General features: G+C 62.4%; 23 protein-coding genes. 11 read left to right on the forward strand and 12 right to left on the reverse strand.

Annotation, left to right across the window (positions count from 1 at the left end; translation table 11 throughout):
- Positions 1 to 39: 39 nt before the first annotated feature.
- From RG2_RS13825 to RG2_RS13830, 3 genes are all read left to right on the forward strand, one after another.
- Complete coding sequence (locus tag RG2_RS13825) at positions 40 to 1,302, forward strand: SulP family inorganic anion transporter (RefSeq protein WP_230590033.1); 1,263 nt, start codon at positions 40 to 42, stop codon at positions 1,300 to 1,302.
- Positions 1,292 to 1,729 (forward strand): hypothetical protein, encoded by a 438-nt coding sequence (locus RG2_RS32305; RefSeq protein WP_230590032.1) that lies wholly within the window; start codon positions 1,292 to 1,294, stop codon positions 1,727 to 1,729. Before RG2_RS13825 ends, RG2_RS32305 begins: the two co-directional genes overlap by 11 nt.
- A gap of 78 nt (positions 1,730 to 1,807) precedes the next feature.
- On the forward strand, positions 1,808 to 2,875 hold the full coding sequence (locus RG2_RS13830) for a ferrochelatase (RefSeq protein ID WP_033232078.1): 1,068 nt from the start codon (positions 1,808 to 1,810) through the stop codon (positions 2,873 to 2,875).
- Positions 2,876 to 2,885: 10 nt separating this feature from the next.
- On the opposite strand, the gene RG2_RS13835 is transcribed toward RG2_RS13830, so the two are convergent.
- Entirely contained in the window at positions 2,886 to 3,494 is a 609-nt protein-coding gene (locus RG2_RS13835; RefSeq protein WP_033232077.1) for a hypothetical protein, read from the reverse strand.
- A gap of 108 nt (positions 3,495 to 3,602) precedes the next feature.
- On the reverse strand, positions 3,603 to 3,944 hold the full coding sequence (locus tag RG2_RS13840) for a metallopeptidase family protein (RefSeq protein ID WP_033232076.1): 342 nt from the start codon (positions 3,942 to 3,944) through the stop codon (positions 3,603 to 3,605).
- Positions 3,945 to 4,021: 77 nt separating this feature from the next.
- Between RG2_RS13840 and RG2_RS13845 the strand changes: the two genes are divergently transcribed.
- Positions 4,022 to 4,510: a transcriptional regulator gene (locus RG2_RS13845; RefSeq protein WP_033232075.1), complete on the forward strand. Its 489-nt coding sequence runs from the start codon at positions 4,022 to 4,024 to the stop codon at positions 4,508 to 4,510.
- Between the two features lie 161 nt (positions 4,511 to 4,671).
- Positions 4,672 to 6,474, forward strand: a complete 1,803-nt coding sequence (locus RG2_RS13850; protein WP_051730337.1) for an enoyl-CoA hydratase-related protein — start codon at positions 4,672 to 4,674, stop codon at positions 6,472 to 6,474.
- A gap of 17 nt (positions 6,475 to 6,491) precedes the next feature.
- On the opposite strand, the gene RG2_RS13855 is transcribed toward RG2_RS13850, so the two are convergent.
- Complete coding sequence (locus tag RG2_RS13855) at positions 6,492 to 7,310, reverse strand: Rv1486c family protein (RefSeq protein WP_033232073.1); 819 nt, start codon at positions 7,308 to 7,310, stop codon at positions 6,492 to 6,494.
- A 67-nt stretch (positions 7,311 to 7,377) separates the two neighbouring features.
- Between RG2_RS13855 and RG2_RS13860 the strand changes: the two genes are divergently transcribed.
- Genes RG2_RS13860 through RG2_RS13870 form a run of 3 tightly spaced genes read left to right on the forward strand, consistent with a single transcriptional unit; the run spans position 7,378 to position 9,959 of the window.
- Positions 7,378 to 8,211 (forward strand): DUF3097 domain-containing protein, encoded by an 834-nt coding sequence (locus RG2_RS13860; RefSeq protein ID WP_033232072.1) that lies wholly within the window; start codon positions 7,378 to 7,380, stop codon positions 8,209 to 8,211.
- Positions 8,212 to 8,248: 37 nt separating this feature from the next.
- Positions 8,249 to 8,680: an NfeD family protein gene (locus RG2_RS13865; RefSeq protein ID WP_033232071.1), complete on the forward strand. Its 432-nt coding sequence runs from the start codon at positions 8,249 to 8,251 to the stop codon at positions 8,678 to 8,680.
- Between the two features lie 4 nt (positions 8,681 to 8,684).
- The gene (locus RG2_RS13870; RefSeq protein ID WP_033232070.1) at positions 8,685 to 9,959 is read left to right on the forward strand and encodes an SPFH domain-containing protein; all 1,275 of its coding nucleotides are present in this window, start codon (positions 8,685 to 8,687) and stop codon (positions 9,957 to 9,959) included.
- A 63-nt stretch (positions 9,960 to 10,022) separates the two neighbouring features.
- Here the strand turns inward: RG2_RS13870 and RG2_RS13875 are convergent, their stop codons facing one another.
- From RG2_RS13875 to RG2_RS13885, 3 genes are read right to left on the reverse strand one after another with little or no spacing between them, the layout of a single operon-like run.
- A complete protein-coding gene (locus tag RG2_RS13875) occupies positions 10,023 to 10,556 on the reverse strand; it encodes a hypothetical protein (protein ID WP_033232069.1) in 534 nt (177 codons plus the stop codon).
- Between the two features lie 14 nt (positions 10,557 to 10,570).
- A complete protein-coding gene (locus RG2_RS13880) occupies positions 10,571 to 11,188 on the reverse strand; it encodes a hypothetical protein (protein ID WP_033232068.1) in 618 nt (205 codons plus the stop codon).
- Between the two features lie 31 nt (positions 11,189 to 11,219).
- Positions 11,220 to 11,939: a TVP38/TMEM64 family protein gene (locus RG2_RS13885; RefSeq protein WP_033232067.1), complete on the reverse strand. Its 720-nt coding sequence runs from the start codon at positions 11,937 to 11,939 to the stop codon at positions 11,220 to 11,222.
- 400 nt (positions 11,940 to 12,339) lie between these two features.
- On the opposite strand from RG2_RS13885, the gene mutA reads away from it, so the two are divergent.
- Genes mutA through meaB form a run of 3 tightly spaced genes read left to right on the forward strand, consistent with a single transcriptional unit; the run spans position 12,340 to position 17,530 of the window.
- Entirely contained in the window at positions 12,340 to 14,244 is a 1,905-nt protein-coding gene (gene mutA, locus RG2_RS13890; protein WP_033232066.1) for a methylmalonyl-CoA mutase small subunit, read from the forward strand.
- Complete coding sequence (gene scpA, locus RG2_RS13895) at positions 14,241 to 16,493, forward strand: methylmalonyl-CoA mutase (protein WP_033232065.1); 2,253 nt, start codon at positions 14,241 to 14,243, stop codon at positions 16,491 to 16,493. The genes mutA and scpA overlap by 4 nt, the downstream gene beginning before the upstream one ends.
- A gap of 17 nt (positions 16,494 to 16,510) precedes the next feature.
- On the forward strand, positions 16,511 to 17,530 hold the full coding sequence (gene meaB, locus RG2_RS13900) for a methylmalonyl Co-A mutase-associated GTPase MeaB (protein WP_051730336.1): 1,020 nt from the start codon (positions 16,511 to 16,513) through the stop codon (positions 17,528 to 17,530).
- A gap of 115 nt (positions 17,531 to 17,645) precedes the next feature.
- Here the strand turns inward: meaB and RG2_RS13905 are convergent, their stop codons facing one another.
- From RG2_RS13905 to RG2_RS13930, 6 genes are all read right to left on the reverse strand, one after another.
- A complete protein-coding gene (locus RG2_RS13905; RefSeq protein ID WP_033232064.1) occupies positions 17,646 to 20,270 on the reverse strand; it encodes a LuxR C-terminal-related transcriptional regulator in 2,625 nt (874 codons plus the stop codon).
- A 178-nt stretch (positions 20,271 to 20,448) separates the two neighbouring features.
- Positions 20,449 to 21,399, reverse strand: coding sequence for a sulfite exporter TauE/SafE family protein (locus tag RG2_RS13910; protein WP_033232063.1), 951 nt, complete (start codon positions 21,397 to 21,399; stop codon positions 20,449 to 20,451).
- A 231-nt stretch (positions 21,400 to 21,630) separates the two neighbouring features.
- Positions 21,631 to 22,665 (reverse strand): nucleoside hydrolase, encoded by a 1,035-nt coding sequence (locus RG2_RS13915; protein ID WP_033232062.1) that lies wholly within the window; start codon positions 22,663 to 22,665, stop codon positions 21,631 to 21,633.
- The gene (locus tag RG2_RS13920) at positions 22,658 to 23,134 is read right to left on the reverse strand and encodes an OsmC family protein (protein ID WP_033232061.1); all 477 of its coding nucleotides are present in this window, start codon (positions 23,132 to 23,134) and stop codon (positions 22,658 to 22,660) included. The genes RG2_RS13915 and RG2_RS13920 overlap by 8 nt, the downstream gene beginning before the upstream one ends.
- Before the next feature lie 31 nt (positions 23,135 to 23,165).
- Positions 23,166 to 24,470, reverse strand: coding sequence for a CoA transferase (locus RG2_RS13925; protein ID WP_033232060.1), 1,305 nt, complete (start codon positions 24,468 to 24,470; stop codon positions 23,166 to 23,168).
- Between the two features lie 18 nt (positions 24,471 to 24,488).
- The gene (locus RG2_RS13930; protein WP_033232059.1) at positions 24,489 to 25,367 is read right to left on the reverse strand and encodes a hypothetical protein; all 879 of its coding nucleotides are present in this window, start codon (positions 25,365 to 25,367) and stop codon (positions 24,489 to 24,491) included.
- Positions 25,368 to 25,370: the final 3 nt, after the last annotated feature.

A 25,370-nucleotide genomic window follows, 5' to 3' on the forward strand; every position in this document is an offset into this window, starting at 1 on the left:
CCCGGACGAAGGGCGCCACATGTCGTATCTCGGGGCTACATGAGCGCAGTTCTGGGTCGCATACGTGCTCTGCTGCCGCGCGAGCGAATGACCCGAGCCGATGTGATCGCGGGTCTTCCCGGCGCGATCGGTAGCGTGCCTGACGGTATGGCGTCGGGTGTGCTCGCCGGAGTGAGTCCGCTGCACGGTCTTTATGCGAGCATGGCCGGCCGGGTATTCGGAGGATTGTCCACCAGTACCCGTCTGATGGTGGTCACCACCACGAGTGCCTCAGCACTGGCGGCGGGGTCGGCTCTGACGGATATCCCTGATGAGGACCGATCTGCGGCTCTGGTGATGCTTACCCTCGTCGCCGGTGGCGTGATGATCGTGGCCGCCGTCTTGCGGCTGGGGAGATACACGCGCTTCGTCTCACATTCCGTGATGACCGCATTTCTGCTCGGGGTTGCGGCCAACATCGCGTTCGGTCAGATCCCGGCGCTGTTGGGGGTCGACGCGGAAGGCGGGTTTGCGCTCGCGAAGGCAGTGAATGTGTTGACGCACCCGGGGGAGATCGACTGGCGGTCCGCGGTGGTGGGCGTCAGTGCCCTGATACTCATGTGGGCATTGGGACAGACCCGGTTGCGGTTGTACGCATCGTTGGTTGCGCTGCTCGTGCCGACCGTTCTTGTGGTGGCGTTGGGTTGGGATTCCGTGAGCCGCGTTTCCGACATCGCGACTATCCCCACTGGATTCCCGATCCCGGGTCTTCCCGATCTGACCGTGCTGAGCCCCGCCCTGCTCAGTGGCGCGCTGACGGTAGCGGTCATTGTGCTGGTCCAAGGTGCCGGAGTGGCCGAATCCGCCCCAAATCCGGACGGCTCACGCTCGTCCGCCAATCGAGACTTCACTGCGCAAGGTGTCGGCAACGTCGCTGCGTCCTTGCTCCGCGGGATGCCAGTCGGAGGATCGGTGGGGCAGACTGCGCTCAATCGCACAGCGGGTGCCCGTACCCGTTGGGCAGCGATCTGGTCGGGTTTGTGGCTGGTTGTCCTGCTTCGCGGGACTGGTCGGGCAAGTGCCCATGCCAACCCTCGCAGCTGTCCTGATTGTGGCAGCTGCCGGGTCCCTGGATCCGGCCAAGCTGTCGGCCATCTGGAGCAGCGGATATACCTCCCGGGTCGTGTTCGGTACAACGCTGATGGCGACGCTGTTGCTGCCGGTCACAGCCGCGGTGGGAATCGGGGTCGCGCTCTCACTGATCCTGCAGCTGAACCAGGAAGCCATCGACCTCAAGGTGGTTCGCCTGCGGGTGGACGGTAACCAACTGGTCGAGGCGAGCGCACCGAAACAACTCTCCGACAACGAGATCGTGATACTCGACGTGTACGGCAGCCTGTTCTACGCGGGAGCGCGCACGCTTGCGGCGCATCTGCCGGATCCCGCCGGTGCGAGGTCGCCGGTGGTGATCCTGCGGCTGAGGGGGCGCACGACGGTGAGCGCAACGTTCTTCACCATCGTCGCGGATTATGCTCGTCGACTCGACGCGGTTGGCGGTCAGCTGCACCTCAGTGGGATCGACCCGCGCATTCGCGACTACTGGACCGACGAACTCCTCGCCGCGCATGGGGTGAGCATCGAGTTCCACCCTGCCACCGCAACTATCGGCGAATCGACCCTCGCAGCGTATGCCGAGGCCAGAGTTCGGACGCACGACGGCGACAATCCGCCACGCGAAACGCCTTGTTAGTTCTACTGCAGTTAGTTCTACTACAACAGTGCGTACCCGGGTTTTGTCTGCCGATCGGCATCGCGCAAGATTGAAGGCATGACTGTTGGTGTGGACGACAAGTTCGATGCTCTTCTCGTGTTGTCGTTCGGCGGTCCCGAAAAACCCGAGGACGTTCGACCCTTTCTCGAAAACGTCACGCGGGGAAGGGGAGTTCCACCTGAGCGTCTTGATGCGGTCGTTGAGCACTACATGCACTTCGGTGGAGTTTCACCGATCAATGCACTCAATCGAGATTTGATCGAGCGAGTCCGGGGTGAACTGGCAACGGCGGGGCTGGATCTTCCGATCTACTTCGGAAACCGCAACTGGCACCCCATGGTCGAGGACACTGTGGCACAGATGCGCGACGATGGTATCCGTAACGCGGCCGTCTTTGCCACGTCGGCGTGGGGCGGGTACTCGGGGTGCCGTCAGTACCACGAGGACATCGTCCGTGCGCGTGAAGCGGTCGGTGACGGCGCACCGACATTGACCAAACTTCGTCAGTATTACGACCATCCTCTGGTCATCGGCGCGTTTGCCGACGGAGTCCGGGCGGCGCGCGCGGCTCTGCCCGAGGCGACTCGAGAGGGCGCTCGGCTGGTGTTCACGGCGCATTCGGTACCGATCGCCGCCGACAGAAATGCCGGACCGCCCGAGCTGGGCGGCAACCTGTACAGCCGTCAGGTCGCTGAAGCCTCGCGCCTGGTTGCCGGCGCTGTGGGCGTCGATGATTTTGATCTTGTGTGGCAGTCACGATCCGGCCCGCCGCAGGTGCCGTGGCTCGACCCTGACATCTGCGATCATCTGGATATGTTGTCCACCAAGGATGTTCGCGCGGTGATCGTATGTCCTGTCGGTTTTGTCTCCGACCACCTCGAAGTGGTGTGGGATCTCGACACCGAGGCCAAGGACAAAGCCGCAGAACTTGGAATGGATTTTGTTCGGGCGGCAACGCCGGGCCGGGACCCACGTTTTGCTCAATTGGTACCGACGCTCATTTCCGAACGTCTGGCCGGTGAGCCGCCGCTCCGCCTCGGGGTCGAGCCGTTGCTCGGCTCGACCACCAACGGCGTTTCCTGCGCGGTCAACTGTTGTGCCGCAGTGCAGCGGCCTAAGCGCTGAGCGCTTCGAGCTATGCGTTGGGCTGCTTCAGCTTTCCGCACGGGCCTGGCACCGTCGACGTGCTTCGTGAGGTCAGCAGGGCGGCGACGATCGCCTGGTCTTCGGCACTCAGCGACGGATCGATGTAGTTGAGCGACGGCGCACCTAGTTCACGGACGCGTCCGGCAAGCGTTGCGACAAACGACACCTTCTCTTCGTCGCCCCGGTTTGCTTCGTGGATCTGGAGGACGGATACCGGAAACTTGCGCAGTGTGACCGGCAGGAAACGAGCGGCCAGAACATGGTCGACGTTGAATCCGGCCCACACTCCCTGGTTTGCTTCCACGCACTCGGCGTCGGAGTGCGCTGCACTCTCGCCGATGTACTTGCGCGGCGGGACCAACTTCTTGGGGGCAAGCTCGGACGCGCCCTGCTGCAGGACCGGATAGTCGCCGTCTGTGTACATCCACGGCTGGTTTGCCATCGTGATGAGTCGGCCGGCATCCAAATCGGGTAGGTACCGGGACTTGAGGAGGAAGGCCACGCTGTCGACCGAGATGCCCAACAGTTCGGCGGCCTTCTGACGACTCATGGCGAAGGTCGGCGTGTTCTTCGGGGCGATCTGGATCAGGTTGACCATGTGAACTCCTGTAGATGTTCAGTTGTTGCGGCGTGTCGGTACAGCTGACATGACTATTCGGCGATTATCAACCTCTAGCTCATTTTCGTGGCCTATGTGAGTGTGATGTCACCAACCGAGCTCTCGTAAACGGGGATCTCCGATGCCGAAGTGATGACCGATCTCGTGAATCACTGTGCGTCGTACCTGCTCGACAACCTCGTCTTCGGTGGAGCAGATCGAGCAGATCGATCGACGGTAGATGGTGATGCGGTCGGGAAGTACACCGGCGTAGGTGGTTGTTCGCTTCGTGAGCGGAATTCCCTGGTACAAACCGAGCAGTCCGGGTGGGCCACCTTCGAGTTGAACGGTCACCGCAACATTGGCCATTTCGCGACCGAGTTTGGGCGGCAAGGTGTCCAAGGCGCGTTTGACCATGTCCTCGAACTGGGCGTCGTCGACGTCGATCATCTGACTATTGTGCGGGAATCGCGCACCTGGGGGTGTGTCCATCTGGAAACAGTGCAGCGTGCGGCTATGTTGGTGGAGTGGCCGATGATCTGTACCAGCGTTACGAATTCACGTTTATCGTTCCCTTGCTGACGCTCTCGCAGGAACAGATGCTCGCCAAGTCCCTGGGTGGACGGGTGGAGGAGCGAAAAGGTCTGCAGTTGTTGACTCTCACCGCGGAAGGCATGCGGGCGGCGACGACCGCGATCACTCTTGTCGACCAACTTGCCGGCTCCGGTGTGCGACCCGAGCGGACTCATCCGGATCTGGTGTCCCGGCAGGACATCGCAGATCGTGCGGGTGTCACGCGGCAAGCCGTCGGGCAGTGGGTGCGCGGAGTTCGGCAAGCGTCGACGCCCTTCCCCGTTCCCTACAACTCGGTGGCGGGTGGCATCTGGTTCTGGGGAGATGTTCTGGCGTGGTTGCGTCGTCAGGGATACGGGCAGGACACAGGCTTGCGGTACCCGACGCTAGATGAGCACATTCGAATCGACCGGCATATTGCGATCAACCACAAAACTCCCTGACGTCAGCTCCAGCAAACTGTTTGCTTGATAGTAGCTGTTGAAACAAACCGACTGTAGGTATATGGTCCCCAAGTACCTAATTCAACCTATCGGTGCGTTGGTCGTGCTTGGGGGAGCCTGGTCTACGCCGTTGATACCCGACTATGCAAGCAGGGGAATTCATGGTTTCGACCCCCAGGGCGATCTCGTCAGCTGTGTCGCTGACGGTTGCCTCGAATGACGTGATGTCACCACCAGCAACATCTAGGCAACGTAGCGGTTGGGTGAGCGGGCAGCGATTGCGCACTGTCGCTGCTGGCCTGTTTGCCCGAAACCAGCCAAGCGAGTCGCCGACGCCGACGCCGACGCCGACGCGCACGGTGCTACTTCTTGTCACCTCGGACAACGGGCTGTCGCAGCGGGCGGCGCTGGTGTTGCGCGAGGCCGGCCATCGAGTGCGGACGGCAGTGGTGTCGGACGCGGAGTCGGCGCTCGTGGCCACTGCACCTGACGACTTCGATCTCATCATCTGCCCGTATCTGAAAGTTTATATACCGGAAGAGATTTGGCGAAGACGGACGACGATCATCATCCATCCCGGACCGCCAGGGGATCGAGGTCCCTCTTCGCTGGACTGGGCGATCGCGGATGGCGAGAGCACCTGGGGCGTCACGGCATTACAAGCTCGCGAGGAACTCGACGGTGGACCGGTGTGGGCGTGGCGAACCTTCGACCTGTGCGCCGGTGCCCCCAAATCTGCGGTCTACAACGATGCGGTTACCGCCGCAGCGGTGGAGTGCATCCAGGAAGTAGTCGACAAGTTCGGAACTCCGGATTTTGTGCCGCTTACCTCGGAATCGGTACCGCGGCCGGTAGCCTCCGCCAAGACGCGGCCGGTCATGAAACAAGCAGATCGCGCATTCTCGTGGTCACAGGACGCACCGAGCATCATGCGCGCGATCAATGCGGCGGACGGTTTTCCCGGTGTGAACACCGAATTGGGACTCGACCGTGTATTTGTCTACGACGCGCACCTGGACGCGCATGTCGACGCCGACCCCGGCACCATTCTCGAGTATCACCACGAGGCAATCCGTGTTGCCACCGGCGCCGGGACCGTCTGGATCGGCCAAGCGCGCCCTGAAGGTCCGGCAGGTTTCAAGCTCCCGGCGACAGCCGTGGTTCGCCCAGGCACCTTTGTTCCGCAGGTGCAAGACAGTCGCTACCCGGGTATCGATTACCACCGGGACGGCGACATCGGCTACCTCTCCTTCCGTTGCTACAACGGCGCGATGAGCACCGCGCAGTGCCGACGGTTAGCCGATCGTCTGCGCTGGGCCATCGAACTTGATACCAAGGTTTTGGTGTTGACCGGTGATTACAGCGGATTCAGCAACGGTATTCACCTCAATGTGATCGAGGCCGCCGCCGATCAGGCCGGTGAAGCGTGGTCGAACATCAAGGCCATCAACTCGGTCGCGAACCAGATCGTCAATTGCGTCGACCAGGTGATCGTTGCCGCCTTCACCGGAAATGCCGGCGCCGGCGGCGTCATGCTTCCACTCGGTGCCGACGTCGTCGCAGCCCGGGACGGTGTAGTTCTCAATCCGCACTACGCCACGATGGGTTTGTTCGGCTCGGAATTGCACACGTACACGCTTCCCGTCCGGGTTGGTGACTACCAGGCTCGGCGGCTGCTTTCGGAGTGTCAACCCATCAGCATCGGTCAGGCTCGACAGATCGGACTTGTTGATGCCATCGGGCCTCGCGATCCGATTCGTTTCGAGTCGTGGCTGAACAAGATCGCAACAGACCTTCTCGTCGGGGATCGGCGGAAAGCGATGCTCGAGAAGAAACGATCGCGGCTCGCACTCGATCCGGTCGCGCCGTACGAACAGCGGGAGCTCGAGGAAATGAAGAGCGACATGTTCGGTGATCGCAACGGGTTCGCGGAGAAACGTCGAAAATTCGTTCGCAAGTTGTGATCGGTGACTGTCGCTGTCTAGTTTTCGCCCGCCGGGTGGTGTGAGGAGGCACTCGCCACCGCTGCTGTTCGAGCGGATCGCACCGCGGCCCACAGCGGCCGCAACAAGGATTCTCGGGCATGGACAGCGGAGATGCTGGGTGGTTGGTTGGTCGAATCATGCTCGGCCACAGTCAAAATGGCGGCAACCTGATCGGCGCTGTCGAGGACTTGCAGCGCCCGAGGTGCAAGGGAATCGGGGTAGCGGTGATGCGCCAGGTCGGAGAGTGCATCGGCAATTGCGGCCCGGGCATCGTCACCCGGAGTGCCGGTGGGGACGGTCTGAAGCGACAGCAACGCCGCGGCGGCGTCGCGAACGGCCTCGCGCATCGAATATTCGGCTTCTCCGAGACCGACATACTCGGCCGGCCCCGTCACGGTCGGCACGGAGTACACCGTCCAGCGCAGAACGTCGGGACCTTCATGCACGGGAACAAGCCCGATTCCCGCAGATCCCGCAGCGCCGACCAGGACACCCTCACCGGAGCCCAACGCGGCTGCGGCGAAGCCCGTACCGGCAGGCAGCCCGCGCACATCACCCGGGGCAGGTAGCGCCAATCGTAAGTCGGTCGGTGAGATGTTCCCGGCGCGTCGCAGCACCCGGAGCAACATCGGCGCGCCACCGTCGGTGATACCCGGCCAGTCGAGTCCGAGGGCCGACGCGGTATCCGCGTCGGCGGCACCGATCAAATGCATCGGCGCCCACGCCACGAGCGCATCGATGACGTCGTCCGGGGCGCTGTCGCCGGCGAGCCATGATGCTGCCCACACGGTGAGCGTTGCGCTGGGAGAACTCATGACAGAAGAGTTTAGTTCGGCGTGGCAACCTGTGCCCCTTGGGCGTTGTCACCTAGCGTTATCCGGCGTGAGCGGTGGAAACGGATACGGTGACATCTTCGCGGGCCATGCCCGCACCCAGAAACGTCAAGTGCCCCAGGTGGCGGCCGAGCGCGACCTCGTCGTCGAGGATGCGGCAACGGGATTCTGCGGCGCGGTCGTCGGATTCGAGCGCACGTACGACGGTGATTTTGTTCGGCTCGAGGACGGCCGTTCGCAGAAGCGACTGTTTGCGATGCGTGAGGCTGCATTCCTCATCGACGGCGCACCCGTGACGTTGGTGCGACCGGCACCGAAGGCGGCGTCGGCACAGTCGGCGAGGTCCGCGTCAGGCTCGACCCGGGTTGAAGGATTACGCGCTCGCACAGCACTTCCCAGCCGGATCTGGGTGGAGGGTGTCCACGACGCAGCCCTGGTGGAACGGGTGTGGGGACACGACCTGCGCGTCGAAGGTGTAGTTGTCGAACACCTCGAGGGCTTGGACAACCTGGGGGAGCGACTTGCGGAGTTCGGCCCAGGTCCCGGGCGACGAGTCGGTGTTCTTGTCGATCACCTGGTTACCGGCTCGAAGGAAACGCAACTGACGCAGGGCCTCGGCCCGAACGTGTTGGTGACGGGCCATCCGTACATCGACGTCTGGGAAGCGGTCCGGCCGAAGTCCGTTGGAATTGCTGCCTGGCCGAAGATTCCGCGCGGTGAGGACTGGAAGACGGGGATTTGCCGCGAACTCGGCTGGGGGACACCTCAGGAAGGGTGGCGACGTGTGTACAACGCGGTGGAGAGCTTCCGCGATCTGGAAGCTCCGCTGATCGGAGCCGTCGAACAGCTTGTCGATTTTGTCACCGAGCCGAACCTGACGTAGGCGCGGCGCAGATCACACTCTCTGGTTAGATGGTGTTGTGGCTGCACTTCTTTGGCTTGTCGGGGCACTTGTGCTCGCCGGCGCGGAAGCACTGGCAGGAGATTTCTTTCTGCTGATGCTCGCCGGTGGGGCGCTTGCTACTGCCGGTGTCAGTTCGGTCACCGATTTTCCCGTGTGGGTCGACGCCGTCATGTTCGGCGTGTTCTCGGGAGTGCTCATTCTCGGTGTTCGGCCTTTCCTGTTGCGACGCTTCGGGACTCCGCCGCCCACTCCGATGGGAATTCAAGCGCTCGAAGGTAAACGTGCCGTCGTTCTCGAAGAGGTCGGCGAGCATGCCGGTCAGGTCAAGCTGGACGGTCAGATATGGACGGCTCGCCCGCTCGACAGCGCTGACGTGTATCCAGCGGGGACAACGGTGACGGTGATGGAAATCAACGGGGCAACAGCAGTTGTCTGGAGGGGACCGTAAAAAGATGGCAGCACTTATAGTTCTTGGTGTTTTGGTGCTTTTCGTGATCTTGGTGGTTGCGAAATCGGTAGCACTGGTACCGCAGGCGGAAGCCGCGGTCATCGAGCGACTCGGTCGGTACTCGAAAACAGTGTCGGGTCAGCTCACATTTCTGATCCCCTTCGCGGATCGGGTGCGAGCGAAGGTAGATCTGCGCGAACGCGTTGTGTCCTTCCCGCCGCAACCGGTGATCACGCAGGACAACCTGACGTTGTCCATCGACACCGTGGTGTATTTCCAGGTCACCAATCCGCAAGCTGCGGTGTACGAGATCAGCAACTACATTGCCGCGGTCGAGCAGTTGACCACGACGACTCTGCGTAACGTCGTCGGCGGTATGACGCTGGAAGAGACGCTGACCTCGCGTGACTCCATCAACGGTCAGTTGCGTGGTGTGCTCGACGAAGCAACCGGCCGCTGGGGCCTGCGGGTCGCACGCGTCGAACTCAAGAGCATCGATCCGCCGCCGTCGATTCAGGAGTCGATGGAAAAGCAGATGAAGGCCGACCGCGAGAAGCGCGCCATGATTCTCACGGCTGAGGGGCACCGCGAAGCTGCGATCAAGACCGCTGAGGGTGCGAAGCAGAGCCAGATCCTGTCAGCTGAAGGCAACAAGCAGGCCTCCGTTCTCAACGCCGAGGGCGAGCGTCAGTCGCAAATCCTTCGCGCGCAGGGTGATCGCGCTGCCAAGTATTTGCAGGCGCAAGGTGAAGCCAAGGCCATCGAGAAGGTCTTTGCCGCCATCAAGTCGGGTAAGCCGACGCCGGAACTGCTTGCGTACCAATACCTTCAGACGTTGCCTCAGATGGCGCAGGGTGACGCGAACAAAGTGTGGCTGGTGCCGAGCGATTTCGGCGACGCACTCAAGGGTTTCGCAAAAACACTGGGTGCACCAGGCGATGACGGCGTGTTCCGGTACGAACCGCCCGCGGCGGAAGAGAACCTGCCCAGCCCGGAGGACGATTCCGACGAGGTAGCCGAATGGTTCGAGACAAAGTCCGACCCGGCTATCGCCGAAGCTGTCCGCGCTGCGGAAATCGCGGCCCGGACGCCAGTAGAGGATCCGGCGGCAGCGGTTCGCGCACAGCGCGAAAGCGCCCCGCAGTTCACCGACCCGGCGCTGCCGGCGCCAGGTGAAAGCCAATGGTCCGGGCAGTTCCAGCAGGAGCCGGAACCTGGAGATTTCCAGCAGAAATACCCGTATCAAGACCAGCCGCCGGAGGGCGGACCGCGTCACTAGCCGCCCGTCGGCGGACCGCGTCACCAACGTTTGAACAATTTCGAAAAGCGCTGATCACTGGAACTACGTGATCAGCGCTTTTCCTGTTCCGCAGACAGCAATCGCCCAGAGGACGCTGGCGAAGGTTCCGATGATGAACTGTTCCGAGGCATGGGGTTCACGCAGTTCGGGATACCGGGCCAATCCCTTGACCGCCAACACGATTGCGATACCTTCCGGCCAACCAGCCAGAATGGACACGGCGACGGCGATGCGCTCGAGGACTCCGATGACGCGGCCACCGCGCAATGGACCCGCGTTGGGTGCGGGGCTGCCGTCCGGTTGCCGTCTCGCAACCTTGAACGTGGCCAAAACCACGGGAGCACCCGCCGTCGCCGAAGCCAGGACACACAGGACAAGTGTCGCTCCGAGCGCAAATCCCGTGACCGGTGTGGTCCGACTCGCGGCCAGCGCCGCAACCCCGAGGGCAGGCAGAGCCACGGTGGCGGATACCCATTCGGGAACCTGGACGTGGCCGCCGCTCAGTTTTGGCAGCGCAGCCGCAATCAGCGGTGCTGCGGCTGCAACTGCAAGCGCGATCAGTGCCAGAACAACCATGTAATGCGCCCCTGTCAGTGTGTGGTGCGAGCAGTGTAGGTCTGGGCTCGGACAAGTAGCCGCTGCGCGAGTCGTCGGCCGGCAAGTTCGGCTTGCCAGCCGGCGGTGAGCAGGCGTTTCGACATGGCCTGCTTGGTGATTCCGAGCCGTTCGGCGGCGGCGACCTGGGTGAGGCCGTCGTCCATCAATGCGATAGCCGCACGTCCGTCAGGTGTTTGCCGAAGCATGATCGTGCCAAGCATGGTCAGGGCGCCGTCGATGTCCGCGGCAAGTTCAGCGAGGTCGCCGTCGGCTGGGGCCTGCTCGACGGAGATACGCGCGGGGGCTTTCTTGGCACGTTCGACGGCGATGCGTGCCGCTTCGAATGCCGGACCACGCCCGGCGCGAGTCTGAGCGGGAAGTGGTTCTTCGACGGGGCCGATTCCGATTCCGACACTCCAGTATTCGCGTCGCAGTAGTTCGAGCGCCAGGTGGACCAGGAGTTGGGGATCGTCGGTGACTGCTTGAATCTCGTCGCCTGCTGTCCGTTCGAACCCTCGAACGAGGGGAGCGGACGCGAGATCCCGAAGGACTTCCTCGACACGGTCGACATCGCGGCGACTACTGCGCTGGTCGACTGTCAGTACGAACATGAGTCAACATTAAGAGGTTGACTTCTCTATGTCAATCTTTAGAAGTTGACTTATCACTATCAACCTCCAGAGTTTGACCCGTCAGAGCTTGGCCATCGGACGGTTGGTGCAGTTCCGCAGATGTCTTGCGAGCGTCGAACAGCAATCCGCCGATGCCGATGGCAATGCAGATTCCTGACAGCACAAGCAAGCGAGGGTCGGCTTCGCCGGACAGGGCATCGCCGAGTACGACGATTCCGATCGTGCCGGGCAAAATTCCCACCACTGTGGCGATCACGTAGGGCACCAGGCGGATCGACGAAATGCCGCAGCAGTAGTTCACCACTGAAAACGGGACGAACGCGATCAAGCGCAGGGACCCAACGGCCAGCCATCCGCGTTTCTCGATCCGCTCGTCCACTCGCCTGATTGTCGGACTCGATATCCGTTGCCAGACCACCTCTCGGCCGATGGCGCGGACGAGATACAGAGCCAGGATGGCACTGACTGTGGTTGCCGCGACGGTGAGAGCGATACCTGTCGCCGATCCGAACAGCACGCCGGCGCTGAGGGTGAACACCGTCCGAGGAAAGGGCGCGACGGTAACCAGGGAATGAACAAGAAAGAACACGAGCGGAAACATTGGTCCGATGGAATCTGCCCACTCCCGGACCTGAGATACCGACGGGTGCGGCGCAAGGAATGCCGCCACGAAGAGCGCGAGTACCAGCAGGACAATCGCGATCAATCTTCGGTCCAGCAGGCGCCCCATCACAGGGCACAAGGCTACCGGTGCGCGTGAGGAATCCCGACGTATGCGGCCCAGTCGTCCGGAAACCGGGTGCCCCTACCAGCGTGATGTGATGAAAACCACTACCCTTCGGGTGTGGGTGACGCAGTAGGTCCCGCCCAGTGAAACCAACTCGCCGGTAACTCGTAAACGCGCTGAACAATCGCTAGGTAAGGATCGGGGCTGCGCGCCAATCCTTGCCGTACCAGCCGGTAGGCAAGTTGTCGGGCGGCCTTAGCAGACCCCTTCGCCGCGAACGTGACGTGATCCTCACGATAAGCACGTCCGAAGGCGGGTTAGCATCACAGCCATAACGAGCAATTCGATGAACAGTTCCGATAACAGGTATAACGCTTACGCACAACGAGAGGCAGCGGACACAGTGTCATTAGCTTCAGAAGCCGAGGCTGTCGAGCAGGCATATGCGGAGTGGCAACGCTCCGTCGCCGGAGTGCTCGCCAAGTCCCGTCGAGTCGACGCCGCAGAACTAGGCCCCGAGCCGCAGAAACTGCTCGAAACCGTCACATACGACGGCGTCACTGTCGCACCGCTCTACAGCCCACGCGACGAGCGCCCCGAGCAGACCCTGCCCGGTAGCTTCCCGTACGTCCGCGGAGTCGACGCTCATCGCGACGTCAATGCAGGCTGGTTGGTTTCGGCTCAGTTCGGAACCGCTTCCGCCGCAGACACCAACCGGACCATCCTCGACGCACTCGAGAACGGTGTCAGTGCGATCTGGCTCAAAGCCGGACTCGGTGGCGTCTCCGTCGACTCCGTCGACGATCTGAATTCGGCGCTCGAGGGCGTGCTCCTCGATCTCGCTCCGCTCACACTCGATGCCGGCGCCGAAGCAAGCGCCGCCGCCCGCGCGATCCTGGCACTGCTCGATGCCCGCGCTGAAGCCGGTGACGGAGTCAGCGATCGCGCAAGCATCCGCATCAACCTCGGCACGGCACCGCTGACGAGTTCCTTCTCCGGCGCAGCCGACGTCGAGCTGACAGAAGCAGTCGAGCTAGCTGTCGCCGCTGACGCTCGCGCCGAATCGGTGCGGGCCATCACCGTCGACGGCACGGCATTCCACAATGCCGGCGCCGGTGACGCCGAGGAGCTCGGAGCGGCCGTCGCAGCCGGTCTCGAATACCTCCGCGCGCTTACCGCAGACGGCGATCTGACCATCGGTGCTGCGTTGGCGCAGTTGGCTTTCCGTTACTCGGCAACCGACGATCAGTTCCAGACCATCGCGAAGTTCCGTGCCGCACGTCTCGTGTGGGCCCGCATCGCTCAGGTCTGCGGCGCATCCGACTTCGGCGGCGCACCACAGCACGCTGTCACGTCCGCCGCGATGATGGCTCAGCGCGATCCCTGGGTGAACATGCTGCGCACCACCCTCGCCGCATTCGGCGCCGGTGTCGGTGGAGCAGACGCGGTGACGGTTCTTCCGTTCGACGTCGCCCTGGCCGACGGCACCCTCGGCGTCAGCAAGTCGTTCTCCTCACGCATCGCCCGCAACACACAGTTGTTGCTGCTCGAAGAGTCGCACCTGGGCCGCGTGCTCGATCCGTCGGCCGGCTCCTGGTATGTCGAAGACCTGACACAGCAGATCGCCGCGACTGCCTGGGAGTTCTTCCAGGAAATCGAAGCAGCCGGCGGATATCTGGCTGCACTCGAAGCGGGAATCGTCTCCGATCGCATCGCCGCTACCAAGGCCAAGCGCGACTCCGACATCGCACACCGCAAGACCACGGTCACCGGTGTCAACGAGTTCCCGAACCTCGGCGAAACACCGCTTTCCGCCGAGGCCGTCGAGCCCGGCCAGTCCGTCGCCCGGTACGCGGCTGCGTTCGAAGCGCTTCGTGACCGCTCGGACGCATTCCTCGCTTCCGGCGGCGCCCGCCCCACTGCGCTGCTCGCGCCGCTGGGCTCGGTTGCAGAACACAATGTGCGCACCACGTTTGCGTCGAACCTTCTCGCTTCGGGCGGTATCGACGCAGTCAACCCCGGTCCGCTCGAGGTAGGCGCAGAAGCCATCTCCGCTGCAGTCAAGGCATCCGGCGCCACCGTCGCCGTGCTGTGTGGCACGGACAAGCGTTACGGCGAGAGCGCCGCAGCGGCCGTCGCAGAATTGCGCGCTGCCGGTATCACCAAGGTGCTGCTGGCCGGCCCGGAAAAGGCCGTCGGCGATGCCGCGGGCGATTCGCGTCCGGACGGATTCCTCACAGCCCGCATCGACGCAGTATCGGCTCTGACCGAACTGCTCGACTTCATCGAGACGGGAAGCTCCAAGTGACGACACGAGAGGTCAAGCACGTGATCGGCAGTTTCGCCGAGGTCCCACTCGAGGACCCGCAGTCTCCGGCACCCACACCACCGTCGGTCGAGCAGACCCAGGCCCTCATCGAAGAGGGTGCCACCGCCAACAACTACGCTGCTGAGCAGGTTGTCTGGTCCACGCCGGAGGGCATCGACGTCAAGCCGGTGTACACCGGTGCAGACCGCGCGGCCGCCGCCGAGTCCGGTTACCCGCTCGACAGCTTCCCGGGTGCTGCTCCGTTCCTGCGTGGTCCCTACCCGACCATGTACGTGAACCAGCCGTGGACCATTCGCCAGTACGCCGGCTTCTCCACTGCCGCCGAATCGAATGCGTTCTACCGTCGTAACCTCGCGGCCGGTCAGAAGGGCCTGTCGGTCGCGTTCGACCTCGCGACCCACCGCGGCTACGACTCCGATCACCCCCGCGTTGCCGGTGACGTCGGAATGGCCGGTGTCGCAATCGATTCCATCCTCGACATGCGTCAACTCTTCGACGGAATCGACCTTTCGCAGGTGTCGGTCTCGATGACGATGAACGGCGCTGTGCTGCCGATTCTCGCGCTGTACGTTGCTGCGGCAGGCGAGCAGGGTGTCACTCCGGACAAGCTGGCCGGAACGATCCAGAACGACATCCTCAAAGAGTTCATGGTTCGCAACACCTACATCTATCCGCCCAAGCCCTCGATGCGGATCATCTCGGACATCTTTGCGTACTCGAGTGCGGAAATGCCGAAGTACAACTCCATCTCCATCTCGGGTTACCACATCCAGGAAGCCGGAGCGACGGCCGATCTGGAACTGGCATACACCCTCGCTGACGGCGTCGAGTACATTCGCGCCGGCCTCGACGCCGGTATGGACATCGACAAGTTCGCACCGCGCCTGTCCTTCTTCTGGGCCATCGGCATGAACTTCTTCATGGAGGTCGCCAAGCTCCGCGCCGGACGCCTCCTGTGGGCCGAGCTTGTTGCCAAGTTCGATCCCAAGAGCGCGAAGTCGCTCTCGCTGCGTACCCACTCGCAGACCTCGGGCTGGTCGCTGACCGCGCAGGACGTCTTCAACAACGTTCCGCGTACCTGCGTCGAGGCCATGGCTGCCACCCAGGGACACACGCAGTCACTGCACACCAACGCACTCGACGAGGCCATCGCACTGCCGACGGACTTCTCCGCCCGCATCGCCCGCAACACCCAGCTGCTGCTGCAGCAGGAGTCCGGTACGGTTCGGCCCATCGATCCGTGGGGCGGCTCGTACTACGTCGAGTGGCTCACCAACGAGCTCGCCAACCGGGCACGTAAGCACATCGAAGAGGTCGAGGAAGCCGGCGGAATGGCTCAGGCCATCAACGAAGGCATCCCGAAGCTGCGCATCGAGGAAGCTGCTGCTCGCACGCAGGCGCGCATCGACTCCGGTCGGCAGCCGTTGGTCGGCGTCAACAAGTACGTTCCCGACGAGGTCGACACCATCGAAGTTCTCAAGGTCGAGAACTCCAAGGTGCGCAAGGAACAGCTCGAGAAGCTGGTTCGTCTTCGCGCGGAACGTGATCCGGAAGCCGTCGAGGCCGCACTCGCGAACCTCACCCGCGCCGCCGCATCCACCGAAGGCGGCATGGAGAACAATCTCCTCGCCCTCGCAGTTGTTGCCGCTCGCGCTATGGCTACCGTCGGCGAGATTTCCGACGCCCTCGAAAAGGTGTACGGACGCCACCAGGCCGAGATCCGCACCATCAGTGGTGTGTACCGAGACGAGGCAGGATCGGTGAGCAACATCAGCAAGGCAATGGAACTGGTCGAGAAGTTCGCCGAGGACGAGGGACGTCGTCCCCGCATCCTCGTTGCGAAGATGGGCCAGGACGGTCACGACCGTGGCCAGAAGGTCATCTCCACGGCCTTCGCGGACATCGGATTCGACGTCGACGTCGGACCGCTGTTCCAGACCCCCGAAGAGGTCGCCAATCAGGCGGCCGACAACGACGTCCACGTAGTCGGTGTGTCGTCGTTGGCAGCCGGTCACCTCACCTTGGTGCCGGCACTGCGGGAAGCGCTGGCTGCGGCCGGTCGCCCCGACATCATGATCGTGGTCGGCGGAGTCATCCCGCCCGGCGACTTCGACGAACTCTACGAAGCCGGCGCTGCTGCCATCTTCCCGCCCGGAACCGTCATCGCCGACGCTGCCAGCGGATTGTTGGAGAAGCTGGCCGTCCAATTGGGTCACGATCGCAGCTGAGAAGGGGTTGACTGAAGATGGCACAGCCCATCGACACGCCGACGCCGGCTGCTAGGCCATCTGTTGATTCCCTTGCCGAGGCCGTGCGCGCAAATCAGCGCGCCGGCCTCGCCCGGGCGATCACCCTCGTCGAATCCACACGCGACGATCACCGGGCGCTCGCGCAGCAACTACTGCTGAAGTTGCTGCCCGAAGCCGGGGGAGCGCACCGCATCGGCATCACCGGCGTTCCCGGCGTCGGCAAGTCGACGTTCATCGACGCGCTCGGAATGTACTTGCTGGGCAAGGGACATCGGGTTGCGGTGTTGGCGGTCGATCCGTCGTCCACCCGCACCGGCGGCTCGATTCTCGGCGACAAGACGCGCATGGCTCGGCTTACCGTCGAACCGAACGCGTACATCCGGCCATCACCGACGTCCGGCACGCTCGGTGGTGTTGCCAAGGCAACCCGCGAGACCATCGTGCTTCTCGAAGCTGCCGGTTTCGACGTCATCCTGGTGGAGACAGTGGGTGTCGGGCAGTCCGAAGTCACTGTTGCCAACATGGTGGACTGCTTCACGTTCCTGACCCTCGCTCGTACCGGAGATCAGTTGCAGGGCATCAAGAAGGGTGTTCTGGAACTCGCAGATCTGGTCGCGGTCAACAAGGCCGATGGCAAGCATGAGCGCGAGGCGCAGGGCGCTGCCCGCGAACTTGCGGGAGCGCTTCGTCTGATCTACCCGCACGACGCTATCTGGAAGCCGCCCGTCATCACGATGAGCGGTCTCGAAGGTCTTGGCCTGGACGAGTTCTGGGGAACTGTCACCAAGCACCGTGAGGTGTTGACCGAGGCGGGTCAGTTCGAGGAGAAGCGTCGGAAGCAACAGGTCGACTGGACCTGGACGATGGTGAACGACCAACTGCTGCGCCGACTTTCGGCCAACGAGCACGTTCGCGCGATTCGTGCCGATGTCGAACGAAGCGTACGCGAAGGATCGTTGACTGCGGCGTTGGCTGCTCAACGGATTCTGGACGCATTCGACGGAAGCGACAAGTAGCACTGGAAGTCAGGCACGGTCGTTGCGACTCCTCATTTTCGAGGAGGTGCAACGACCGTGCTGTTTCTGCAGGTGCGGTGCACAACAGAGTCCGTGAGACGACCGATGTCGAACGTCAGAGGAGCTGTAATGCATGTGCCTTCGCCAGTGCCTCGTCGCGATTGTGTGCGTCCAGTTTCTTGTACAGGGAACGCAATTGCGACTTGATCGTGTTGGCGGAGACATGAAGTTGTCTGGACATCGAAACGGAGGTCATGCCGAGGGCAAGTAGTGCGAGGACCCGTTGTTCTCCACCGGTCAGGATGACAATGTGCACGGACTTCGGAAACGATTCCGGGGTAACGACATTCGTAAATTTCTCGAGTGCCTTCGATCGCGTGGATGCGGCCGCTTCCAGCTTCTCGATATCTTCGGCGGCGATGGTCGAGAAGGGGCGCAACAGTCCGGTCTGGTCTGCGATAGCGCAGGCGTAGGACCACGCCTCGATTGCACGATGATGCTCACCGAGTTCCGAATGTGCAACTGCTTGAACCAGAAGGGATTCCATCTGTGCGCGCGGGCACGGCTCGCCATTCCACTGGTACTGATTGCACAGGATGATCGCCGATTTGTTCTGGCCCATACGCTGTCGGACGCGTGCGACCGACACCAGGGTCCACGGGCTGCTTCCAGGATCGGCGATGCCCTCTGCAAGTGACGCGGCCTGGTTTCCTTCGCCGAGGGCTAGAAGTAGATCGATCTCGGTGGACAGCATCAGTGGCTCGGCAATGGACGTCGGATTGCACTGCGCGGAGTGGGCAGCGACTGTTCTGCGCAGCAACGACAACGCTGAGAACGCGTCACTGTTGCTGAGGGCGAACTGACTGCGGGCGTAGACGGTGAACGCCCAGAATTCGTCCGCATAGAGTGCATCGTTCTCGGTGGGGTGCCCAAGTTCGGTCAGTGCCCGTTCGGCATCTTCGAAATCGAGTGAATCGAGGGACACCAAGGCGCCGGCCGTTAATCCGGCAACCTTGACCTGGGATTGCATCTTGATCTCGACGTTTCGATGTTGGTTTTCGAGATCCAACCATTGCCGTGCGCGGCGCAGTTCACCGACTACCGCCCAGTTCAGCGCCGCTGTGCCGGCGGCGCTTCGCGCGATGTAGTCGATGCGCTGCGATTTCCCGCTCCAGTAGGCCATTCGCGCTAGGCCTGTCGATTCGGCAAGTCGGCCGTTCAGTTGAAAGGTGATTGCCCATTGCGCTCGCATGGTGGAAAGTCGATCGCTGATGTCGTGCCGATCGGTCTCAGTGATGTAGCGGCTCAGTTCGATCAGACGCACGGTGACATCTGCAGCGCGATCGTATTCGCCGACGTGCATGAGCATCAGAGCCTGGATGCAACCGATGGTGAGAGCTGACACGGCATCGGCACTCGCCCCGAGTTCGCGTAACTCATCAGCCGAATCGGGGAGTGAGGTCCCGAAGGTCACCTGCTCGTCGGGATGTTGCAGGTAGAGATTGCGTGCGGCCCGGAAGCTCGAGTGCTTGTCGGTGGACTCGGGCGGAATCTGCTGGAAGGCAGAGCGAACCAACTCGAGGTTGTCCGCGATCATCGTCGCCCAGTGCTTGTCGAGAATGTCGACTGCAAGCGGCCAGTCCTGTGCCTCGACTGCATAATCGAGCGCAGACGCGTGTTGTCCGGCATCGAGTTGAGCGCGCGATAGGTATGACAGGCGAGCGGCCGGATCACTTCCCCCGGAGGGTTGGGACGTCAGGATGGATTGTCGGATCGCCGGTGCCAGTCTCCAGGTTTCCACGACCTCGGTGTCGACATACGAGAGAACCCCGGCAGCTTCGAGCGCAACGAGTCGATCCCGAATGCGCTGAGAGGATTCGGAAGATTCGAGCAAGTGCATGACGGTATCAACGGTGAGCTCACGGGCTGCTGCCGTAGCGACGACAAGATCGTAGTGTCCGACCAGGTGCGCCTCGGCCGCGATAGATTCCTGGGTGTAGTGCTGGATTACTCGTCGTAGGTTATGCCGGAGAAGGTGTTCGCGTCCGACCTGAGTTGGAAGGTTTTTGAGTACCGAAATCGAACGGCGTACCAAAACTGGCAACCCGCCGGTCATTGAGTAAATATGTTCGGTTTCGCCGGGAACGATATGTGCACCGGAACCTTCGAGAACGCTCGTAGTATCCTCGAGCGTGTAGAGAAGGTCGTGCGCGCTGATCGATTCCTGATCGAGATCGAGCAAATGCGGTTCGGGGAACACGGTGCGCCCCGTCAAGGTCACAACGAGATTGACGCATCGGCAATACTTGACGAGGTCGGCGAGGCTTTCGTCCAACTTGCCATCCACTTTGTCCGGCCTGATCAATACAAGAATGACCGGGCGCGAGTTGTCGCGGAGCATCCGAACTATCGCGGTGAATGGGTCTTGCTCTTGCTCGATCACAGGATTCGGAAAGACAATTCCGGCGCTGACGAACCTTTGCAGCGCGTGTGCCCAGTATTCACGGGCCGTCGTGGATGGAGCGGGCTCAGGGATCCAGACGGAAATGCGCTCAGTCGCGCGAATGGTGCGCAACCACGAGGCGACAAGGGTGGATTTCCCGTAACCGATCGGTGCGCGAATAATGGTCAGCGCGGCATATTTATCGAGTTTCGTGAATTGCGGCTGGTGCGAAATCGACTCGGGGTGGGCGCGCCGGTCAGGAATTGACGACCAATTGTGGCGGTCCTTACCGATCACCAGAGCGGACTCCTTATATCGGCAGCTTTCGCGCCATGTGAACGGTTTGTCGTCTACTACCGTTTGTTCACAAGGATCCTAGCCGGTGTTAATCGGGTGAACGAGGGATATTCCGACTTCGTCGTCTTTCTTCGTTGAATGCCGGTTCGTAGACGGGATCGCTCTTCGGCAGCTGAACTTATCGCTTCTCGGGCGCGACCGTCGGCTCCGTGATTTCTTTCTCGACGGCCAGTTCGATACCGGCGAACTCGCCTTGGGCTTCGGCTGCGGTGAGCTTGGACCGCTGCCACGCGTAGACCAGCAACGCGGCCCAGGCGCCGATGATTGCGACGTATCCGAGCACCGTCACAGCGCCGGTGATGTCGAAGGACTTGAACAGTTTCTGCGTATTGGTCAGCACGATCACACCGCCGACGGCAGTGCCGAGCAAGGTGGCGGGAACTCTACTGACCAGCCAGGCGGCGGCTGGAGCTGCGATGATTCCGCCGAGTGCCAGGCCGGCGACAACCAGGAGATTGCCGGCAGATTCGCGGCCAAGCCCGACGAGGAAGCCCAACGACGCTGCTGATGCGACCAGGAACTCCGACGCGCTGACCGAACCGATCACGGTGCGCGGAGCAGTTTTGCCACGCGAGAGCAGGGTGCTGGTGGTGATAGGGCCCCAACCGCCGCCGCCGGAGGCGTCGATGAATCCTCCGAACAGACCGAGCGGGGATAGGAACCGAGCAGTGTGCGGTGTACTGCGAGCATGGGCGGTCGCGGGTGGGCGGACCGAGAAACGCAGCGCGACATAGACACCGATCGCGAGGAGGATTGTCGCCGTAATGGGGACCGCTGCTTCGGTAGACAGGCCGGACAAAACCGTCGCACCGGCAAATGCGCCTATTGCACCCGGAACACCGAGCTTGGCGACCAACTTCCAGTCGATGTTCTGGAACTTCCAGTGCGACAGACCCGAAGCCAAGGTAGTTCCGACCTCGGCAAGGTGCACAGCGGCACTGGCCTGGGCAGGCCCGAGCCCGCCGATCATCAGCAGGGTGGTTGCGGTGACACCGAACGCCATTCCGAGTGCGCCGTCGACAAGTTGAGCGCCGGCACCGACAAGTGTGAACAACAGCAGGTTGAACATGAGAAGACAGACTCCGAGCGAAGAAGCGACAAAGTCAGGGGTGCAGGCAGCGAGAAATCGCCGCTCAGCAACACGCCTGATCGAAGCATGCGCTACGACGAGTGGGCCAGAACGCCATCAATCCGAGCGCGAATGCCGGCGAGGCATCGGAGCTGGATATCTGCACGGTGGGGTCCTTTTATCTCGTTTGTGGGTTCTGTTCCTAGCGAGCATAACCGTTGACAGCGAATTTCAACCCACGGCGCGAGCGAACCGTCCCACCCGTTGGACAAGTTCATCGAAGAACTTCACCGGATCAGTGCTGATGGCGATGTCCGCATTGGGGTCACGTTTCCAGTGTCCGACCCAGTCGGCGACGGTGGTTCCGATCAGAAGTGGGCTCTCGGTTTCGACATCCACGGTTGCCGGCCTCAGTGTGGCCATCGTCGGGTCCAAGGCAATCGCAGCGGCAAACGGGTCGTGCATGTGCGCGAGGAATCCCTGGTCGTACTCCCGATGAAACTCCATGTAGAACCGGATGGCGTCGGACAGGTGCCGGATGACGCTGTTGGACGCGGCGCTGCGGACGTCCGGTCCGTCGTCCGGGGAAATGATCTCGGCCGGGGTGCTCCCAGCCGCTTCGGCAAGCCGACGGACGTGTTCCGGGAACATCTCGATCGACTCGGTGACATTAAGTCCACAAATGATCGGACGCCGGTGCGCCGGGACACCGGAAAACGCGTCGAACACTTCCTTGGCTGCGTGTGGGTCGACGGAGACGTTCCATTCGGCGGTAGGCGTGGTGTTTCCCGGGTAGTTGAACGATCCGCCCATCACGACCAATCGATTCAGCAGACGTGGGAGGTCGGGCTCGATCCGGATCGCGAGGGCAAGGTTCGTCAGGGGACCGGTCACCAGACCTGTGATCTGACCGGGATATTCACGAACCAGGTCCACCCACAATTCGGTGGCGGTACGTACCGACAACTCTCGCCCGGAATCGGGGAGTACCGCATGACCGATACCTTGCGGTCCGTGGGTTTCCTCGGTGGTCCGTAGCGGGATCACCAGGGGCACGGTGGCGCCCAGGGCAACCTCGATGTCGGGGGCTCCGCACAGCTCGAGCCAGTTGAGATTGTTTGCCGCGACCTGTTCCACGGGGACGTTTCCGGCGGTGCTCGCGATCCCGAGAATCTCGGCTTCGGGGCTGGCCAGCAGATACAGCAGGGCCAGCGAGTCGTCGATGCCCGTGTCGACGTCGACAATCAGCTTGTGACGGTTATTCATCGGTCGCAGCCACCGTGGTAGGCGCGTTCAGGACAGGGAAGTTCACAGACCGCGCGATGAAGCATTTCGCGTGAGCGGGGCCGTGTAGAGCCTCAGCCTTGTCGACCATCGATGCGTCGGACACCAAAACCGTTGGATGCAAGGTTACTTCGATGAACTGGCCGTCACCATCCGCCTCCTCGATCATCGTGCCGACCGGCTGATCTGTGTAGTCGAGCACAACGACTCCGGCAGCGGCCGCCAGTCCCAGATACCAGAGCATGTGGCACTGAGCGAGCGATGCGACCAGCAGTTCTTCGGGGTTCCACCGCTCCGGGTCGCCACGAAAAGCGGGATCGGAACTGCCGAGGAGTTCGGGTTTGCCCGCAGCTGATACGGAATGGTCCCGCGAATAGGCTTGTGAACTGGATGTTCCGGTTCCCAGATCGCCTGTCCATTGCAGATCCAGGGTGTACGTATGCGACTTCACATGTCCATCTTGCCCTGAATGCGTCACTATCTCAGCGCGCCCACGCGGCAACGTCGTTGCCCCACTTCTGTGCTGGTCGCGGATAGTCGTCGAACTCGGCCAGCGCCGGCCGCGCGGTGGTGACTTCACCATGACTGACAACAACATCTGGCCCTGGCGTCCTAGCCGGCCCGGGTTGCAGGGTTCGGCCCGGAGCATCGAGCAGTCGGACCCCGGTCCGAGCTAGTGCCACGTCGACATCGCGACCGAGCCCGTCCTGTCTTCGCAAGGTCAGCGCGTCCACGACGGCGGCCGCGAGGAAGTATCCGGTTGCGTGGTCGAGCGCTTGGGCCGGGAGCGCACCAGGCTTGTCGCCACCTTCGAGGAACGAGATCCCCGAGGCGGCTTGCACGATGGAGTCGAATCCGCGTCGATCTGCCCACGGTCCGTCCCAGCCCCACGCACTGACCCGTCCGTGAATCAGGTGCGCGGGGAGTTCGTGCCCGATGAGTGCCTCGAGGGCGCCTGGCCGGTACCCGGTCACCAGCACGTCGGCGGCGTCGAGAAGTCCGCGGAAACGTGCGGAGCCTTCTTCGCTCTTCAGGTCGAGAAGTGCCGAACGCTTTCCGTGCCCCGTATCCAGGTGCTGCCATTCGATCTCCGGCATGCCTGGGGGATCCAGGCGCAGGACGTCGGCGCCGAGTAGAGCCAGCGCGCGTGTTGCGACAGGTCCGGCAATGACGCGGGTGAGGTCCAGAACACGCAATCGGGGCGAATGCGTGGGTGATCCTTCGGTGTCCCGGACTCGGATGGTTACGAGCGGCGCCGACCGCGCTGTGGCGTACTGCTCGCTCAGACGCCATTCGTTCTCGGTACGGACACGGACAGCGATAGCCCCGGCGTCTGCGGCGCGCTGTTCGATCTCGATGGCGTCGATCGCGGATATCCGTTGCACTACATCGTCTTTGGTTGCGCAGAAACCCAGTTCGAGGATGGACAGTAGTCGGTCGCGATGGTGCGGGTAGTTGCCGTGGGTGCGCACCCAGCCGTCGCGGGCGGCAAAGAAGCCCGAGTACGCCGAGAACGCGTCGACGGGTTGTCCGCCTATCCGCAGTAGTCGGTCACTGGAGAAGGACGCGGCGATGCGTTCGGGATCGAGGGTCCATGGCGTGCGATCAACCAGTGGCGAGCGGTCTATCGCCGACGCAAATGCGGCCACTGATCCGGCAGCGAGGTCGAACACCGGTAGGTGCGCCGAGAGGTAACCCCCGGACTCGGGACAGGTGATCGAGGAGTGGACGTGCGCTCCGACATCGCGCTGGTACTCGTCCAGATAGAACCCGTAACCGTGCTCCATTCGATGCCTTTCGGGAGGTCAGCGACCGAGCAGGTCCCGGCACCGTTCGGCCAGCGTAGCGCGCAGCGGGGCGGCCCTCTCCGCCAACTGCTGTTGCTGCCGCACGTATTCGGCACGGCCAGCCGGTGTTTCGATGGCTATGGGGGAGTATCCGTAGTCGCGCAGATCGTAGGGACTGGCGCGCATGTCGAGTTCACGCGCCAGGAGTGCGTGCTCGAAGCAGGCCATCACCAGATCGGAATCGACGAGCGGCAGAAGTTTGAAGCTCCATTTGTAGAGATCCATCCCGGCGTGCAGGCATCCGGGCTGCTCGTAGTCGATCTGCGTGTCGCGAATCAGGTTGAGCGCATTCTTCGGAGCCGCGTCCGGAGTGAAGAAGCGGAACGCGTCGTAGTGAGTGCATTTGAGGGGCAAGGATTCCACTACGGCGTCGGTACCCGCGAATCCCAGTCGCAGCGGAACAGACTGATGGCGGATCGCTTCCTCGCCGCCCCGGTACACCATCGCCCACTCGTGCAAACCGAAGCAACCGAGCACAGCGGGGCGCGAAGAGGTCTGATTCAACAGATTCCAGACGAATTCGACCGTGGGCAGTCGACGCTCGAGCACGGATCGATCGACGCTCGCGCAACCGGATTCGTCGACGCGATACCCCGAGAACTCTGCGTACTCGGATCCGGCCTCCAGCGCTACGCCGTATCCGGGGTGCCAGCGTCGAAGCTGCGCGGGCTTGAAGTTGTAGTACGTGAACAGGAAATCATGCACCGGGTGAGAAATACCGGCACTGCGACGCGCCCGGTGCGGCCCGACAAGCTGCTCCACTTTTTCGAAGTGCAGAGCTTGCCGAGCCGTCCACTCGCTGTGTGCGAGCGCGAGTGTATCCACCGAACGTGTCATGGA

It is taken from the genome of Rhodococcus globerulus NBRC 14531, from assembly GCF_001894805.1.
Classification (GTDB): Bacteria; Actinomycetota; Actinomycetes; order Mycobacteriales; family Mycobacteriaceae; genus Rhodococcus_F; species Rhodococcus_F globerula.